This window comes from Microlunatus endophyticus, from assembly GCF_014646195.1.
Taxonomy (GTDB): domain Bacteria; phylum Actinomycetota; class Actinomycetes; order Propionibacteriales; family Propionibacteriaceae; genus Microlunatus; species Microlunatus endophyticus.
Map to the genome: position 1 here is coordinate 411,013 of NZ_BMMZ01000001.1, position 17,497 is coordinate 428,509.

Annotated in this window: 15 protein-coding genes and 1 riboswitch; of the genes, 11 read left to right on the top strand and 4 right to left on the bottom strand. The window is 67.6% G+C overall.

Going from position 1 to position 17,497, the window contains the following annotated elements:
* Position 1: 1 nt before the first annotated feature.
* The 3 genes from IEY07_RS02110 to IEY07_RS02120 are packed head-to-tail and all read right to left on the bottom strand — an operon-like array spanning position 2 to position 3,702.
* On the bottom strand, positions 2–898 hold the full coding sequence (locus IEY07_RS02110; protein ID WP_188893504.1) for an ROK family protein: 897 nt from the start codon (positions 896–898) through the stop codon (positions 2–4).
* On the bottom strand, positions 888–1,955 hold the full coding sequence (locus tag IEY07_RS02115; protein WP_188893505.1) for a LacI family DNA-binding transcriptional regulator: 1,068 nt from the start codon (positions 1,953–1,955) through the stop codon (positions 888–890). The genes IEY07_RS02110 and IEY07_RS02115 overlap by 11 nt, the downstream gene beginning before the upstream one ends.
* 13 nt (positions 1,956–1,968) lie before the next feature.
* Positions 1,969–3,702, bottom strand: coding sequence for a class I mannose-6-phosphate isomerase (locus IEY07_RS02120; protein WP_229669615.1), 1,734 nt, complete (start codon positions 3,700–3,702; stop codon positions 1,969–1,971).
* A gap of 143 nt (positions 3,703–3,845) precedes the next feature.
* Here IEY07_RS02120 and IEY07_RS02125 point away from each other — a divergent pair, with 143 nt between their 5' ends.
* The 3 genes from IEY07_RS02125 to IEY07_RS02135 are packed head-to-tail and all read left to right on the top strand — an operon-like array spanning position 3,846 to position 9,968.
* Positions 3,846–6,998 (top strand): glycoside hydrolase family 38 N-terminal domain-containing protein, encoded by a 3,153-nt coding sequence (locus IEY07_RS02125; protein ID WP_188893506.1) that lies wholly within the window; start codon positions 3,846–3,848, stop codon positions 6,996–6,998.
* 46 nt (positions 6,999–7,044) lie between these two features.
* Positions 7,045–8,898 carry an ABC transporter substrate-binding protein gene (locus tag IEY07_RS02130; RefSeq protein ID WP_188893507.1) on the top strand — a complete coding sequence of 618 codons (1,854 nt, stop codon included), beginning with the start codon at positions 7,045–7,047 and terminating at the stop codon, positions 8,896–8,898.
* A 23-nt stretch (positions 8,899–8,921) separates the two neighbouring features.
* Positions 8,922–9,968, top strand: a complete 1,047-nt coding sequence (locus tag IEY07_RS02135; RefSeq protein ID WP_188893508.1) for an LLM class F420-dependent oxidoreductase — start codon at positions 8,922–8,924, stop codon at positions 9,966–9,968.
* A 12-nt stretch (positions 9,969–9,980) separates the two neighbouring features.
* On the opposite strand, the gene IEY07_RS02140 is transcribed toward IEY07_RS02135, so the two are convergent.
* Positions 9,981–10,817, bottom strand: a complete 837-nt coding sequence (locus tag IEY07_RS02140; RefSeq protein WP_188893509.1) for an undecaprenyl-diphosphate phosphatase — start codon at positions 10,815–10,817, stop codon at positions 9,981–9,983.
* A gap of 260 nt (positions 10,818–11,077) precedes the next feature.
* On the opposite strand from IEY07_RS02140, the gene IEY07_RS02145 reads away from it, so the two are divergent.
* The 8 genes from IEY07_RS02145 (at position 11,078) to hisG (ending at position 17,491) form a co-directional block, all read left to right on the top strand.
* The gene (locus tag IEY07_RS02145; RefSeq protein ID WP_188893510.1) at positions 11,078–11,608 is read left to right on the top strand and encodes a flavin reductase family protein; all 531 of its coding nucleotides are present in this window, start codon (positions 11,078–11,080) and stop codon (positions 11,606–11,608) included.
* Between the two features lie 49 nt (positions 11,609–11,657).
* Positions 11,658–12,446, top strand: coding sequence for an MSMEG_4193 family putative phosphomutase (locus tag IEY07_RS02150; RefSeq protein ID WP_188893511.1), 789 nt, complete (start codon positions 11,658–11,660; stop codon positions 12,444–12,446).
* A gap of 24 nt (positions 12,447–12,470) precedes the next feature.
* The gene (locus IEY07_RS02155; protein ID WP_188893512.1) at positions 12,471–13,058 is read left to right on the top strand and encodes a DUF3090 domain-containing protein; all 588 of its coding nucleotides are present in this window, start codon (positions 12,471–12,473) and stop codon (positions 13,056–13,058) included.
* Positions 13,033–13,908 carry an SCO1664 family protein gene (locus IEY07_RS02160; protein WP_188893513.1) on the top strand — a complete coding sequence of 292 codons (876 nt, stop codon included), beginning with the start codon at positions 13,033–13,035 and terminating at the stop codon, positions 13,906–13,908. Before IEY07_RS02155 ends, IEY07_RS02160 begins: the two co-directional genes overlap by 26 nt.
* A 23-nt stretch (positions 13,909–13,931) precedes the next feature.
* Positions 13,932–15,179, top strand: a complete 1,248-nt coding sequence (gene mshC, locus IEY07_RS02165) for a cysteine--1-D-myo-inosityl 2-amino-2-deoxy-alpha-D-glucopyranoside ligase (protein WP_188893514.1) — start codon at positions 13,932–13,934, stop codon at positions 15,177–15,179.
* Between the two features lie 100 nt (positions 15,180–15,279).
* Positions 15,280–15,414: riboswitch (FMN riboswitch) on the top strand.
* 99 nt (positions 15,415–15,513) lie between these two features.
* Positions 15,514–16,224, top strand: a complete 711-nt coding sequence (gene pnuC, locus IEY07_RS02170) for a nicotinamide riboside transporter PnuC (RefSeq protein ID WP_188893813.1) — start codon at positions 15,514–15,516, stop codon at positions 16,222–16,224.
* Between the two features lie 48 nt (positions 16,225–16,272).
* Positions 16,273–16,581, top strand: a complete 309-nt coding sequence (locus IEY07_RS02175; RefSeq protein WP_188893515.1) for a phosphoribosyl-ATP diphosphatase — start codon at positions 16,273–16,275, stop codon at positions 16,579–16,581.
* Between the two features lie 61 nt (positions 16,582–16,642).
* A complete protein-coding gene (gene hisG, locus IEY07_RS02180; RefSeq protein ID WP_188893814.1) occupies positions 16,643–17,491 on the top strand; it encodes an ATP phosphoribosyltransferase in 849 nt (282 codons plus the stop codon).
* Positions 17,492–17,497 lie beyond the last annotated feature (6 nt).

A 17,497-nucleotide genomic window follows, 5' to 3' on the forward strand; every position in this document is an offset into this window, starting at 1 on the left:
CTTATTCAGCCTGCGATGCGACGAGGGCCGCTCCCAGCAGGGCCGACTGATCCGGATCCTCGCTGCGGCGAAGCTCGAACGAGGCCCCCGAGGACGCGGATGCGAACCCGTCGCCGAGCGCCGGTTCGACCAGGTCCCAGGATCCGGCGATCGATCCGCCGACGACGACCACTTCGGCGCCGAACGCCGCGATGTACGGCGTCAGCGCGCGGGCGGCCGCCCGCCAGGCGCCCTGGAAGATGTCGAGCGCCGTCCGGTCGCCGCCCCGTGCCCGTTCGGTCAGCGCACTGACACTCGTGAGGTCGACACCGCACGCCCGGTTGTACGCCGCCAGCACCGCCCGGCTCGAGGCCGTCTGCTCCAGCGGTCTGCCGTCGATCGTCAGCCGGTAGGCACTCCCTTCCGGTGGCACGGTCTCGCCCTCGGTCACCGCCAGCCCGTTGTGGACGAACCCGGTCCCGACGCCCGTGCCGAGCGTGATCCCGACCAGCCGGGCCGGCCTTGGTTCGCCGATCGCGAGCCATTCCCCGACAGCGAAGGCATCGGCGTCGTTGCTGAAACGGATCCGTACGCCCTCGCCGATCGCGGCGGCTAATCCGGCGCCGATGTCCAGCCCGGCCAGGGCCGAGAACTTGCCGACCCCCGCGAACCGGCCGATCCCTCGCCGGTAGTCGAAGGGCCCGGGCATGGCGACGCCCCAGCTTGCTTGACCCGGACCGAGCCGTCGGGCCGTTGTCGCCCAGTGGCCGATGATCTCGGCAGCGGACCCGCTCGGATCCACGGTGGCACGGAAGCGGCTGCCGGAGACGAGCCTGCCCGCCATCAGGTCGGCCAGCCCGACGCTGACATGCGAGCCGCCGACGTCCATCGCCGGATAGCGGCGCGGATCAGGGGGCACGGAGCGGCTCTCCATAGCTGATCAGTTTCGTCGGAAGCACGTCACGGACCGGCGGGCCCGATGGCCGTCGCTCGCCATCGCCGGTGCCGGTCGTTCGCGGTCGTTGACGCTCGAACAGCACCTCGGCGCTGCGCTCGCCGAGCTGGTCGGCGTTGAAGGTCACCAGGGTCAGCGACCGTTGGAAGAGGTCGGCCACCTCGATGTCGTCGAAGCCGGCCAGCGTGATGTCACTGCCGGCATCCCGGACAGCTCGCAGCGCGCCGATCGTCATCAGGTTGTTGGCGGCGATCACGGCCGACGGAGGATCGCTGAGCCTGAGCAATCGACGGGTCTCGCGCATGGCCCAGTGGCTGTCGCCGGCGTGCTCGGTGATCAGCCGCTCATCGAACCGTACTCCCTGCTCGGCATGCGCTGCCGCGAAGCCCCGGAACCGTTCCGAGCCGGTCCACATCGCCCGGTTCAACCTGAGCAGTCCGATCCGCCGGTGACCCGCCGCCAGCAGCCGTCCGCACAACTCCCGCATACCGCCGAAGTCGTCGACGATCACCGAGCTGGCCTCGACACCGTTCGGCGGGGTGGTGGCGAACACGACCGGGCTGCCCGGACCGCCGAGCTCAGCCAGATGCCGGTGGTCCGGGGTCGCCGGGACGATGATCACACCGTCCACCTGGCGGGCCCTCAGATCGTTGATCACCTGGCGCTCGTTGGCAAGGTCATTGTTGGTGCTCATGATCATCAACCGGGTGCCGTGCTGGGCTGCGACGCGTTCGACACCGACGGCGAACTGGGCATAGAACGGGTTGGCCAGGTGCCCGACCACCAACGCGATCACGTGGGTCGGGCCGCCCGTCCGCAACTGACGGGCGAATTCGTTCGGCTGATAGCCGAACGCCTTCACGGCCGCCAGCACCTGCGCGCGCGTCGCCTCGGACACACCCGGATCGCCGCGCAGTGCACGGGAGACGCTCATCGGGGAAACGCCCGTCTGGGCGGCGATATCGCGCATCGTCGGCCGCGAGCGTGGTCCCGATCCGTTGTCGCCGGCGGAGCCGCTCATGTAGCCGTCCCGATCATGTCCCTGACTCTTTGACCAATGCTTTCACCAATCGCACCCTGCCATTCGATGTTGACCGGACTCTATAGCCACCGACCCCGGCAGGGACGGCGATCGTCTCCGCGTAATGGAGATCATGATCACCGGCAGCCGTCTCCAGCCGGCAGGAGTCTCCCTCGACCAGCGTGAGGACGTGGAACCTGCCGTCGTCGGGCTGCTCCGCGGCGGCCCCCGGATCGATCACCAGGCGACGGACCTCGAAGAACATCTCCGGCAGGCTGCCGAGGAGCTCCTCCTGCCAGCCTTCTTCCTTGACGATGGTCCGTGGCGACTGGATCAGATCGTCGACGACGGATCGCCCCCGTCGCTGTGGATCGAGATTGGCGAAGGCATGTTCGACGTGCACCGGGCGTTGCTGTCCCCGACCGTCGGTCCGTAGCCAGTCGAAGAAGCGCAACGAGTACAGGTACGGGGTCGCCGACACCTCGAGCACGACATTGCCCGCTCCGCTGCCGTGTGGCGTACCGGCTGGGACCAGGAACAACTGGTGCCGGGTTGCCGGGAAGGTCTGCACGAAGCGTTCGATGTCGAAGGTGCGTCCCTGTTCGTGGGCGGCCGCCGCCTGGTCGTGGAACGCGTCGAGGTCGACCTGGTCGTGCAATCCGAGATACACCAGGTTCTCCGGTCCGCCGACCATCAGGTAATAGGTCTCGTGCTGGGTGTACGGCCAGCCGAAGACCTCGCGCATGAACTCGGGCCGGGGGTGGGTGTGGACGGAGAGATTGCCGCCGTCGACAGTGTCCAGATAGTCGAAGCGGATCGGGAACGAGGTACCGAACCGGTCCCGGACATCGGCGCCCATCATCCCGGCCGGGTCACGGGAAACGACCAGCTGGAAGGGAATCTCGACAGCCAGGTCCGGATGATCACCGATCAGTACGCCACTCTCCGGCGCGATCAGCTCGTAACCGAGCGCGGTGTTGGTGCGTTCGAGGTTCATGCCCAGCTCGCGCTGCGCCCAGTGCCCGCCCCAGGGCGTCGAGTTGAAGGTCGGCAGCGTACGGAACGGCCGGCGGGCCAGGGTCGCGCAGGTGGTCCGCAGTCCGTCGCCCGAGATCCAAATCGGATCGTCAAGATCGCTAAGGTCGATCCAGAGGTCGATCCGATCACTGGTGGCGTCGCGATGCCGGTCCAGCAGTGGCCAGTCGATGTAGAACAGCCGCTTGGTCGTGGCCTCCGTGCCGGGTCGCTGGAAGAGGTTCACACCGGCCCCGCCGGTGACTTCCTCCTCGGCGTACCGCTTCGGCCGGTCGGCCCACCAGACCACTTCCGGATCGGTCAGCGCGGCGCCCGGACCGTAGACCAGCAAGATCGAATCCGAGCCGGCACCTGGCGAGCCGGCCGACAGGTCGGCCAGCCGTCCGAGGTCCATCAGGTCGCCGATGGTGCCGCCGGCGAGCTTGGCGAAATGCGGATCGTCGGCCAGCTCGGGGGTGCCGGTGAGGTCGACGATCTCCGGCCACGGTCTGGCCAGGGTCGAGGTGGGGACCGGCCTGACCTCGCTCTCCGTCGTCGCCCGGATCACTGCGGCGGCCTGGTCGGCGACTTGGTCCCAGTGCGGCATGGCGGGCCCGTCGAGGGCGAGCCGGCGGATGCCCGGCGGCACGGTGTCGGCTGCAGCCGCCCACCCACGGCGCACCGCGTGGGCGCCCGCTGCCGGGTAGTGCGGCTGCTGTACGTACTGGGCCACAATCAGACTCCCGTCGGCCGTTGGTGGGTGTGAGCAACGATATCGATACCTTTTCATCCCTGCTATCTCTCCGCATCTATTGCCACGGCCGGGACGGTATCGGTAACGTTCACGCCGCCGGACCACTCTGTCGAGAGGAATCGATGACCACCAAGGCGTTGATCAAGGACCATCCGTGGTCGAACGAGAAGGCGCGGGCCGGGACGGTTGCCTTGGCCGTTGCCGCGAGCGGCCGGCTCGGTGGTCACACAGTGCGGGTGGTCCCGGAGCATCTCGTCCGCCGCGGGACGTCCGGTCGCGAGCGTACGCTGCGGTTGATCATCGACGGGGTCGAGGGTGGTGCCGTCGACCATGATCAGCTGTCCGTCGCGTTGCACGCCGGCGGATCCGACCGTCCGATCCACGCCGAACCTGGGCCGGAGGGCACGCTGCGGCTCTTCACGCCGGTGCTTGACCAACCGGCGCCGGTTGTCCTGACGGTGAGCAACGGCTCGGATCGGGTCGAGCTGGAATTCGTCCTCGATCCGCCTCGCGAGTGGACCATCCACCTGGTCCACCACTCGCATCTCGACATCGGCTACACCGACCCCCAGGGCGTCGTCCTCGGTGAGCATGTGTCCTTCCTCGACTCGTGCCTTGACCTGACCAGCACCACCGACGGCTGGCAGGACGATGCCCAGTTCCGCTGGGCGGTCGAGTCCTTGTGGTCCTTCGAGCAGTGGGCGGCAGCGCGGCCGGCACACCGCGTCCAGCAGTTCATCGACCGGGTCAAGGAGGGCCGGATCGAGTTGACGGCGATGCCGTTCAACCTGCACACCGACACCTGCTCGACCGATGAGCTGCACGAGCTGCTCCGGCTCGCCCGCCGGGTCGAACAGACCTACGGCATCAAGCTGCACGCCGCGATGCAGACCGATGTCCCCGGCACGGTCGCCGGATTGCCGGATGCGCTGGCCCAGTTGGACATCCGCTATCTGTCGGTCGCCCACAACTGGGCCGGCCGGTCGGTGCCACAGCTGGTCGGAGGGCAGCACCTGCCGCGGCTGTTCCGCTGGCGCTCACCGGCCGGTCACGAGGTGATCGTCTGGATGACCGACAGCCCGCACGGCCTGGCCTACATGGAGGGCCCGGTGCTCGGCTTCGACACCTCCTACGACATGGTCGATGATCTGCTGCCGGCCTATCTGACGGCGATGGCGACCAACCCGTATCCGTTCCCACCCGGCATGTTCGGTTGGCACGGCGCGGCGGTCGAAGATCGCGAGCCGTATCCGTGGGACCTGCTGCACCTGCGCGTCCAGGGACATTTCGGCGACAACGCGCCGCCGCGGCTGATCCTGGCCGAGACCGTACGGCAGTGGAACCAGACCTGGGAGTATCCGCGCCTGCGGCTCAGCACGAACACCGACTTCTTCACCGACGTGGAGGAACGCCTCGGTGATCAACTGCAGACCTTCGAAGGCGACTGGGGCGATTGGTGGGTCGAAGGCGTCGGCTCCGGCGCCCGACCGCAGGCGATGGTCCGCCAGGCCCAGGCGTCGATCAATTCGAGCCAGTCGCTGTACGGCATGGCCGCGGCCCTCGACGGCACCGCTCCCGCAGCAGCCAGGGTCGACGCCGAGGCCTCGGACGTCTACCACTACATCTCGCTCTTCAACGAGCACACCTGGGGTGCCTCGAACTCCTGGACCTACGGCGACGCCGGGATGAATTCCGGCGCCCAACAGGAGATCTGGAAATTCGCCAACGCGATCAACGGCTTCGACCAGGCCGCCGTGATGGCCGATCATGCCGCCGCCGCGCTCGGCACCGCCCTGCCCAGCGGAAGCAGTGCGACGGTCAGCTACTGGGCGACCAACCCGACCGCGATCGACCGGCAGGGTGGGACCGTACGGCTGTTCCTTCGGGAGAGCCGGATCCCGCTCGAGCACGCGGTGACGGTGACCGACGGCCGAACCGGCGAGGAACTCGACTTCTCGATCACGCCGCAGACCAATCCGACCCACCGCGACGCCGGCCGGTTCCTCAACGTCCATATCGGCGACGTCCGGGCTTTCGGCCTGGTCCGCATCGATGTCGTGGACCGGCAGCAGCCGGTCACCGAGGCCGCGCGCTCCGGTCAGCCGTCGCCGGGCACACCGGCGGTCCTGGAAAATGATCATCTGCGGGTCGAGGTTGACCTCAGCCGGGCGGTGATCGCTTCCCTGGTGGAGAAGGCGACCGGCCGCGAGTTGATCAACACTGATGCGCTGATCGGCTTCAACGGCTACCTCTACGACACCTACACCACCGCCGGTGGCTACAACCACCAGGCCGACAAGACCTCGGTCTCACCGGCCCTGGAACTGCTCGGCAGCCGGTCGCTGGCCCGGCCGGCCGCGCTGATCGACTACGGCGACGACGGCGTCGAACAGCACCTGACCTACGAGTGGAACGCCGATGGCGTCAAGCGCGGCTGGACGACACTGCGACTCGGTGCCGACGCGAGCGAGTTGATCATCGACAACCGGTTCGACAAGCCGGCGACGATGACCAAGGAGAGCGCCTACCTGTCCTTCCCGTTCGCCCTCACCGACCCGGAGGTGAAGTACGAGATCAGCGGCACCGTGACCGGGTCCGGGCTTGATCATGTGCCCGGAGCTCCGCGGCACATGCGGGCCGTACGCTCGTTCGTCACACTCACCGACGCTTCCGGTCCGGTGGCCTGGGTCACCCGGGACGCGCCGCTGCTGCAGACCGGCTCGATCGCCCTGCCGTACGCGCCGTTCCCGGAGTCGACGGCGCCCTATGAGCCGGCGACGCTGTACTCCTGGGTGCACAACAACCTCTGGGACACGAATTTCCCGCCCCAGCAGGCATTCGAGGCCACCTGGCGGTATGCGGTCGGTGTCCGGCGCAGCACCGAAGGTCCGGTCACGGCCGCCCAACTCGGGCTCCGGACGGCCGCCGCCGTTGATCAACCGTTGATCGGAGTGCTCGCCACCGGCGGCGTCGGTGACGAGGATCCGCAGCGCAGCCTGCTTGCTGTCGACGACCCCGATGTCCGAGTGATCGCGGTGCGGCCAGTCGCCGGAGCCGACGGCCGGGACGACCTCCAGGTCCGGCTGCAGAGCTTCGCCGATGACGATCGTGAGGTCACGGTCACGGTGCCGGTCGATCCGGCAGGTGCCGCCCGGACGACCTTCCTCGGCGATGATCGTGAAGAGCTGGCGGTCTCCGCCGGTGGTCCGGGGCAGTACCTGATCCGGATCTCCGTACCCCGGCTTGGCGCGACCGCTGTTCGGCTTCGCCGATGAACGTTCGCTGATCACCCAACCATCGTGTCCGGGTCAAGGAGGATCCATGTCGAGTAAGAAACGCCTGGCCGCCGTTGCGGCGGCCGCCGCCCTCGCCATCACCGCAGCCTGCTCGGCCGGGACGACCGGTGGCAGCGGCGGGAATTCCGGCGGAGGCGGCGATTCCGGCTCCGGCGGGGCGGCGCCGTACCTGTCCTTCGCACCGTGCTGCAGTTGGGGTACGACCTGGTCGAACAACCCGTACAACGTCAACGGGCTGGGGATCCAGAACGACTTCATCACGCTGCGGTTGGCGATCCAGAACTACCCGAGCCTGACCGACTACACGCCGCAACTGGCCTCCAGCTGGGACGTCAAGGGCAGTGAGCTGACGGTGCATCTGCGCCAGGGCGCCAAGTGGCAGGACGGCAACCCGGTCACCAGCAAGGACGTCTACGACACGGCCCTGTTGGACGGCACCCGCGGCGATGGCTTCTGGAACGACATCATCGGCGTCAAGGCGACCGACGACTCGACCGTGGTCTTCACGCTGCGCAAGGGTCAGCCGGTTCCGCTGGCGGAGAACGACATCCTGGCCAACATCCTGCCGTACCCCTCGAGTGTGTACGGCAAGTTCGTCACGCCGCAGCTTGAGAAGGACGTCCCGACGTATTTCCAGGAGTTCCAGAAGGATCCTGATAAGGCCGGCACGATGCCCGAATTCAAGCGGATGGGCAAGGTCTTCCAGAGTCTGGCGGCCGAGAAGGTTGACAAGCTGATCGGTGACGGCCCGTTCCAGCTCGACAACATCACCACCAAGGAGGCCAAGCTCTCCAAGTGGTCGGGCTTCTGGGGTGCGGACAAGATCAAGATCGGCGGCATCGACTACGGCGACGGGAACACCGACACGATCTATCCGCAGCTCTTCAGCAACACGATCGACTTCTCCAACGTCTACATGCCGCCTCCGATCCTGAAGCGGTGGACCAGCACTCCGGATGCCCACACCCCGTTGCCGCTTGCCTTCGGGTTCGTGCTCGGCTTCAACAACCAGAAGTACCCCTTCACGATCAAGGAAGTCCGGCAGGCACTGGCGTATGTGATCCCGCGGCAGCAGATGAGCGAGGCGGCGTACGGGACCGCGAAGGGCGCCGGTGGCACCTGGAAGGAGGTCAACACCGGCATCTCGCCGACGATGGAGAAGCTCTACCTGCCGCAGGACAAGATCAATCAGCTGAACAAGTACCCGGTCGATACCGCCAAGGCGACCCAACTCCTGCAGTCGAAGGGATTCACCAAGAAGGGCAAGCAGTGGCTGATGCCCAACGGCAAGCCGTTCACCATGACCTTCATCGTCAACTCCCAGACCACCGACATCGTGACCTCGTTCCACTCGGCGGCGACTGCGCTGACCGCCTTCGGCATCAAGGCCGACGTCGATGCGACCTCGGGCGCGCAGCAGGATGCCGACCAGCACAATGGCAACTTCGACGCCGGGATGTATTTCATCGGCGGCAACGATTCCCTGCAGATGTACGACGGCATGCTCGGGACCGGCAACAACTACTCCAGTTCCGGCACCTACGCCGGCAAGCGCGGCCTGGGCTTCGGGCCGAAGATCGACGTGCCGGGGATCGGGACCGAGGAGATCGCCACCGCCCTGGACGCGCAGGCGCGCAACGTGGCACCGGGCCCGAAGCTCCAGGAGCTGACCTGGGACTACGCGCAGCTCGTCAACGACCAGGTGCCGTACATCTGGTACGCCACCAAGGTCTACCAGTTCCCGTATTCGACCAAGAAGTTCACCAACTGGCCGCCGACCGGCAAGAACGGCAGCAGCCCGCTGTGGGACATCATCGGCGCCAACATGACCGGCGGGATCTCGCTGGCGCTGCAGCAGGGCTACATCGTGCCGAAGTGACGGCGGCTCGATAGCGTGAGCCCATGCGGCTGGCACTCAATCTCGGCTACCTCGTCGGTGCGGACGACCCGCAAGATCAACTCCGCCTGACCCGGCATGCCGAGGACCTCGGCTTCGACTCGGCCTGGGCGGCGGAGGCGTACGGCTCCGACACGCCCAGCCTGCTGGCCTGGCTGGGCGGCCAGACCACCCGGATCACGCTGGGTGCCGCGGTCATGCAGATCCCGGCCAGGACGCCGGCGATGACGGCGATGACCGCCGCCAGCCTGGACCGGCTCACCGACGGTCGCTTCCGGCTGGGGCTTGGCGTGTCCGGACCGCAGGTGTCCGAGGGCTGGCACGGTGTCCGCTTCGACGCTCCGCTGCAGCGCACCCGCGAATACCTGGACATCCTGGAACTGGCGCTGGACCGCAGGACTGTCGAGTATCACGGCAAGCATTTCGACCTGCCGCTGCCCGACGGCCCGGGCAAACCACTCAAACTGATGATCCGCCCGGTCAGCGAGCGGGTGCCGCGATACCTGGCCGCCATCGGGCCGAAGAATCTGCAGCTCTGCGGTGAGCTCACCGACGGCTGGCTCGGCATCTTCTTCGCACCGAGCTTCGCGGCGGAGCAACTCGGCCACCTCGCCGCCGGCCGGGCGAAGGCAGGCAAGGACCTGACGGGATTCGACGTGCTGGCGACCTTCCCGTTGGTGGTCGGCGCCGATCTCGAACGCGCGGCCCAACCGGTCAGGCCGTACGCCGCCCTCTACGTCGGCGGGATGGGCAGCCGGGAACAGAATTTCTACAACCGGCTCGCCGCCCGGATGGGCTACGAGGCCGAGGCGGAAGAGATCCAGGACCTCTACCTCGGCGGCAGGCAGCGCGATGCGATGGCCGCTGTGCCGCAGCAGTTCATTGACGACACCTCGCTGCTGGGCGACGTGTCGCGGCTCGCCGATCGACTCCAGGCCCTGGACGCGGCCGGGCTGACGACCTGCGCGGTGTCGCCGTACGGTCCGGTGGAGGCCAAGCTGGCAGCGCTCACCGCGGTCGCCGAGGCCCTGGACAAGTCCGGCCTCGCCTGACCCTTCGGCAGCTCAGGGAGTGCTTCCGAGGGGGTCGAGGACACCGGTCAGCAACAGCACTGCAACGATCGCCGCGACGAGGATCCGGTAGATCACGAACGGCCAGAAGCTGTGCGTGCTGACGAAGCGCAGGAACCAGGCGATCATCGCCAGCCCGACGACGAAGGAGACGACCCCGGCCAGCAGTGTCGGTCCCCAGGCGACCTGCGCGCCACCGGTGACTCCCTGATACAGCTGAAAGAATCCGGCGCCGAGCACGGCCGGGATCGCCAGCAGGAACGAGTAACGGGTCGCGGCCTCGCGCTTGTAGCCCATCGCCAGGCCGGCGGTGATCGTGCCGCCGGAGCGGGAGACGCCGGGGATCAGCGCCAGCGCCTGGGCCAGGCCGTAGAGAATGCCGTGACCCCAGGTCAGCTGGTCCAATGACCGCTTGTGAGTGGCCAGGCTGTCGATGATCCCGATCACGAGGCCGAAGCCGGCCAGCATCGCGACTGTGACCCACAGATTGCGCAGGGCATGCTCGATCGGATCCTGGAAGAGCAGGCCGAGGATGATGATCGGGATGGAGCCGATGATCACCAGCCAGCCCATCCGGGCGTCAAGATCGCTGCGCGGCACCCGCCCCGACAGGGACAGGAACCAGGCCTTGATGATCCGGCCGATGTCCCGGGCGAAGTAGACGACGACCGCGACCTCGGTACCGATCTGGATGATCGCGGTGAAGGCCGCCCCCGGGTCGCCGTGGCCGAAGAGCTGGCCGACGATCGAGATGTGCGCGCTGGAGGAGATCGGCAGAAACTCGGTCAGACCTTGTACGAGCCCGAGCACCAATGCCTCGAACCAACCCATCCGCGTTCCTCTCCCTGAGCGGCCGGCGCCCCGTTCGGCGCTCGACCGCCCATCCTGTCGTCTCGATTCGTCGCCGCCAACTCAGCACGCGGCATTCGGGGCTCTGGATTCTCAGGTCGGCAGAATTCGGGACCATGGTCTGACCGGGCTACGACCGCGGGGTGAGTAGATCCGCGGTCTGGATTGCGCTCAACCCCCGGATCAGGCCGGAAGGCAGATCTGGACCGCAGGATTACTCACCGATCGGATACAACAGACAGGTGTCCATCCATTCCGAGCACCCGTTCCTGACACCCGAGCCCGACCGGGACCCGGTACGTCGGTTCCGCGGACGCCTGAATGCTCCGGTGACGATCTGGACCACCGGTACCGGACGCGGCCGTGCCGGGCTCACGGTGTCCTCGGCCTTCATCGCCGAAGGCGAGCCGGCGGAGGTGGTCGGCCTGGTCAATGTGGATTCTGCCCTCGGTGAGGAGCTGGAGGAGACCCGGACGCTGGTGGTCAGCGTGCTCGGGGCCGAGCACCGGACGACCGCCGATGTCTTCGCAGGTCGTACGCCCTCGCCCGGCGGGACCTTCCGCACCGGCAACTGGACCGACACGGACTGGGGCCCGGTGCTCGAGGGCGCACCGGCGTGGATGGGCGCGCGGCTGGTCGAAGGGCCGCTGCTGCGGTCCGGCTGGGCGTACCTGGTCCGGGCCGCGATCGAACACGTGGAACTGCGAGCTCTGACCGAAGGAGAGCAGGCGCTGGGCTATCTCCGCGGTCATTACCACTTCCCGGTCTGGTGACAGCTGCCCGGCCGGTGGGCGCCGCGTGTGACGACGTAGGGTCGGCCACGTGACCACGGTGCTGTTGCTACGCCACGGCCGGACCAATGCCAACCTGACCGGTGTCCTCGCCGGGAGATCGCCCGGTGTCGAACTCGACGATGTCGGGGTGCGCCAGGCGGCCGCAGCGGCCGAGCGGATCGCGCCGCTGCCGGTCCGTGCGGTCGTGAGTTCGCCGCTGCGGCGCTGCCGGCAGACCGCCAAGGCGGTCGTCGATGCCCGAGTCGCGCAGTTGGCCAGTACCGACGGGGGACCGGTCCCGGTCCAGACCGAGGCCGGACTGATCGAGTGCGGGTACGGCAGCTGGACCGGGCGCAAACTCGCCGAGCTGTCCAAGGAGAAGCTGTGGGCGGCGGTGCAGCAGCAGCCGTCGGCGGTCCGGTTTCCCGAGGGCGAGTCGATGGCTGAGATGTCGGCCCGGGCGACCGCGACGATCCGCAACTGGGACCAGAAGATCGCCGCCGAGCACGGGGACAGCGCGTTGTGGGTGGCCGTTTCGCACGGCGACGTGATCAAGGCGATCCTGGCCGACGCACTCGGGATGCACCTCGACCAGTTCCAGCGGATCATGGTCGACCCGGCGTCGATCTCGGTGGTCCACTTCGCAGCCACCAGGCCGTTCGTGCTGCGGATGAACACCGTCGGTCAGGACCTCGAGTCGCTGATCCCGAAACCGGCGCCGGCCAAGCGGGCCGCGAAGAAGTCGGCAACCAAGCAGTCGGCAACCAGGAAGCCTGCGGCCGGCTCACCCGCGGACGCCGCCATCGGTGGCGGCCTCGGCACCGACGACCTGGTCTGAATCCGGACGACTAGGCTTGAAGCTATGGCGATTCTTGTGCACCGGTATGACTCGCCGGATCGATTCGTCGCCGGCACCGTCGGACAGCCGGGCGAGCGTACCTTCTTCCTGCAGGCGCGCGAGGGCAACCGGATCACCAGTGTGGTCGTGGAGAAGCAGCAGGTCTTGGTGCTCGCCGAGCATCTGGAACGGGTGCTGGACGAGATCCTGAGGCGCAGCAGCGGTCAGGTCGAGGTGCCGCCGCCGGTCAATCGCGCCGCCGACAACTCGCCCCTGGACGCGCCGATCACCGAGGAGTTCCGGGTCGGCACCATGACAATCGCGTGGGACCCGGCGGTCAACCGGGTGGTGATCGAACTGTTCTCCAATGTCGACCAGGCCGACGAGACCGAGGACGAGCCCGATGAGAGTCCTGCATCGGGGGAGGGCGAGGTCGATGCCGACGAGGTGATCGTGGTCAAGATCAGCCCTGCCTACGCTCGGGACTTCATCGCCCGAGCCCAGGCATTGGTCGCCGCCGGTCGCCCGGCATGCCCCTTCTGCCTGCAGCCGATCGACGCCGACGGTCACATCTGCCCGAGAGCCAATGGCTATCGGCGACCACTCTTCTGATCATGGTGGCTCCGGGGACCCGGAGCCGTTCCCCAGCGATCAGGAGATTGATCACCAGCATCCCGGCCAAGATCATCCAGCGCTGACCACTCAGCCGCCCGACGGCGAGGTGGAGATCGTCGGCCGGTTGCGGCAGGCATCCAACCAGACCTTCCTGGTCAAGATCACCAACGCCGACGGCGAGGTGAACGCGGTCTACAAGCCGATCGAGGGCGAACGGCCGTTGTGGGACTTTCCCGAAGGCACGCTCGGTTTCCGCGAGGTCGCCGCCTACCAGGTGTCCCGGCTCGGCGGCTTCGACGTGGTGCCGGTGACGGTGCTCGCCGACGGCCCGTTCGGCTTGGGATCGCTGCAGACCTGGGTCGACTCGCGGCCGGCGGAAGTCGATCAACTCGTGGATCTGGTACCGGTCGACAAGGTGCCCGACACGGGCTGGTTCCCGGTGGTCGAGGGGTACGCCGCCGATGACAGCCCGATCGCGGTGATCCACGCCGACGATCCGCGGCTGCGCCGGATGGCGGTTTTCGACGCGCTCGTCAACAACGCCGATCGCAAGGGTGGCCACATCCTGGCCAACGCCGGACGGGTCTTCGGGGTCGATCATGGGATCTGTTTCCACACCGAGAACAAGCTGCGGACCCTGCTGTGGGGCTGGGCCGGCGAACCGCTGACCACCGACGAGCTCCGCCGGATCCGTACGGTCTCCGACGGCGCGATCGATCTACTCGCCGACCTGCTCAGCGAGGAGGAGATCGAGGCCTTGATGCTGCGCGCCGAGGGCTTGATCACCAGCGGCCGGCTCCCGTATCCGCACGGGGACTGGCACACCATCCCCTGGCCGCCCTTTTAGCGGGCGATCGCTAGGCTTCTCCCATGCTGGCCTGGAAAGCGACGTCGATCCCTTCTGCTGCGCGCCATGACGGGGAGGGCCACGCGCTGACGATCTTCGACTCGGCGGCCGGACAAGTCGTCGACCTCGGGCCTGAGGACGGCACCGCGCGGATGTACGTCTGTGGCATCACGCCCTACGACGCGACCCACATGGGCCACGCCAACACCTATGTCACCTTCGACCTGCTCAACCGGGTCTGGCGTGATCACGGACTCGCCGTGAACTACACCCAGAACGTCACTGACGTCGATGATCCGCTGCTCGAGCGCGCCGACCAGACCGGCGTCGACTGGCGGCAGCTGGCCGCCGACCAGATCCAGCTGTTCCGCGAGGACATGGAGGCGCTCAACGTCATCCCGCCGGACGCCTACGTCGGGGCGGTCGAGTCCATCGATCTGGTCGTCGAACTAATCGAGCGACTCCAGCAGCGCGGCGCTATCTATGCCGTCGGCGATCCTGATTACCCGGACCTGTATTTCCGCCGAAAGAGCGACGACGAATTCGGCTCGGTCGGCCATCTCGACGGTACCGAGGCGCTGGAGATCTTCGCCGAACGGGGCGGCGACCCGGCGAGGCCGGGCAAGGAGGATCCCTTGGACTGTCTGGTCTGGCGACTGGAGCGACCGGGGGAGCCGGCCTGGGACAGCCCGTTCGGGCGGGGCCGACCCGGCTGGCACATCGAGTGCACGGCGATCTCGCTGAAGGAACTCGGGCCGGGCTTCGACGTCCAGGGCGGCGGCAGCGACTTGATCTTCCCGCACCACGAGATGTGCGCTGCCGAGGGCCGCGTCGCCACCGGCGAAGACTTCGCCCGGGCGTACGTACACGGCGGCATGGTCGGCCTGGACGGCGAGAAGATGTCGAAGTCGCTGGGCAACCTGGTGCTGGTCTCCCAGCTGCGCGCCCAGGGGGTCGATCCGATGGCGATCCGGCTGGCGCTGCTGGCCAACCGCTATCGCGCGGACTGGTTCTGGACCGCCGATCTGCTGACCGCGGCGCAGGCCCGGCTGGAGCGCTGGCGGGAGGCTGCCCGACTGAGTGCCGCTCTGCCGGCCGCCGATGTGATCGCCCAGCTGCGGACGGCGCTGAACAACGATCTCGACGCGCCGGCGGCGCTGGCCGTCGTCGACGCCTGGGCGTCGGGTTCGCTCGACATCGACTCCGACGACGCCGAGGCGCCCGGTCAGGTGGCTCAAGCCGTCGACGCTCTGCTCGGCGTTCGGCTCTGACCTGGCAGGCCCTCCTGGTCGTGATGGTGGGAATATCCGCCAGGCGGTCCCGGTTGTGGACCGCGTGCACATCTGGTGCACAATGAGTGCGAAGTCTCGTACAAGGTTCCGGGGTCGGTGAAAGTCCGAACCGGCGGTGACAGTCCGCGACCCGGATCTGGTCCCAGGATCAGATCCGGTTGATGTGGTGGAATTCCACGACCGACGGTTAAAGTCCGGATGGGAGGAACCTAGGGTCTGCTGACCGCGGACGCCCTCTCGGGCATCCCGCGGTGACGGCTCCATTTCCCCGGTCTCGTGTACGACCGGATGGGTGGAGGAACGAGAAGTGGACATCACCGAGTTGCTCGGACGACTGGTCAACGCACAGATCAACATCGGCCCGGGCGTCACCTGGCGGGAGATCGTCGGCAACGCTTTCGGCATCGCCAGCGCACTGCTGGGCATGGTGCGCAAGATCGCCGCGTGGCCGATCGGGATCATCGGGAACGCCTTGCTGTTCACGGTTTTCCTGGGCGCGACCTTCGGCACGCCGCAGGACCTGAACCTCTGGGGACAGGCCGGACGCCAGGTCTTCTTCGCGATCGTCAGCGTCTACGGCTGGGTGCAGTGGTATCGCTTCCGTCGCCGGAACCAGGAGAGCGGCGACGAGCGAGCGGTTGCCGTCCAACCCCGCTGGGCAACCCGGTTCGAGCGGCTGCAATTGATCATCGGCGCGGCCGTGCTCTGGGTGATCTTCTACTTCGTGCTCAAAGCCCTGGCATCGTACGGCCCCGCCTCCGACGCGTGGATCCTGACCGGATCGATTCTGGCGACCTACGGAATGGCCCGCGGCTGGACCGAATTCTGGGTGATCTGGATCGCCGTCGACGCTGTCGGCGTGCCGCTGCTGTTCACCGCGGGCTACTACCCGTCGGCGATCATGTACATCGTCTACGCCGCGATCGTCATCATCGGCTTCGTGTCCTGGATCAGGATCCAGCGCCGCGAGCGCGACGCGAAGCTGATCGGCGACACTCCGGCACCGGTGGCCGTACCCGAGTAGGCCGTAACCGAGTAGGCCGGGAGCGGGCCCGGCAACTACGCTGTCGGGGTGACTTCGGGCCAGACCCACCAGACCGGACCCCAGGACGGGGCGGGTAAATCCTTCGACGCGCTCTTCGCGGAGCTGTCCGAGAAGGCCCGCCTCCGGCAGCCCGGCTCGGGCACTGTCGCGCGGCTGGACGCGGGCGTGCACGAGATCGGCAAGAAGATCGTCGAAGAGGCGGCCGAGGTGTGGATGGCCGCCGAGCACGAGGGCGGCGAGCGCACCGCCGAGGAGATCAGCCAGCTGCTCTACCATCTGCAGGTGTTGATGCTGGCGCTCGAGCTCGACCCCACCGACGTCTACCGGCACCTGTAAGCGCCGCGCACCGAAGGATTCCGACGTGACAACCGAACCTGGCAGCCGTGGCGATCGTCCCCTGCTGCGGGTGGCCGTGCCCAACAAAGGCTCGCTGTCCGAGGGCGCTGCCGCCATACTTCGTGAGGCCGGTTACAGCCAGCGCACTGATTCCAAGCAGCTGGTCCATCTCGACTCCGACACCGGGGTTGAGTTCTTCTACCTGCGTCCGCGTGATATCGCCACCTACGTCGGCGAGGGCACCCTGGACGTCGGCTTCACCGGCCGCGATCTGTTGATCGATTCCGGCGCCGCCGCCGAGGAGGTGCTGGGGCTCGGCTTCGCACGCAGCCGGTTCCGGTTCGCGGCGCCGACCGGCACCGACTACACCGAGGAGAGCCTCGACGGCGTCCGGCTGGCGACGTCGTATCCGCGCGTCGTCGGGCAGTATCTGGCACGTCGCGGCGTGACCCCCCGGTTGATCGAGCTCGAGGGCGCGGTCGAGTCCTCGATCCGGCTCGGCATCGCGGATGTGATCGCCGACGTGGTCGAGACCGGCACCACCCTGCGGCAGGCCGGGCTGCAGCTCTTCGGCGAGCCGATCCTGCAGTCCGAGGCGATCCTGATCAAGCACACCGGCCGGGACGCGATGCCGACTGCCTACGACACCCTGGTCCGGCGGCTCAACGGCGTGCTGATCGCCAGGACATACGTGATGCTCGATTACGACGTCGACAACGATCATCTCGACGAGGCCTGCAAGATCACTCCCGGGCTCGAGGGGCCGACGATCTCGCCGCTGGCGCGCGACGGCTGGTACGCCGTGCGCGCGATGGTGAAGCGCGCCGAGGCCCAGCAATTGATGGACCAGCTGTGGGATCTCGGCGCCCGGGCCATCCTGGCGACCGACATCGCCGCCAGTCGGCTGTAAGAGCGG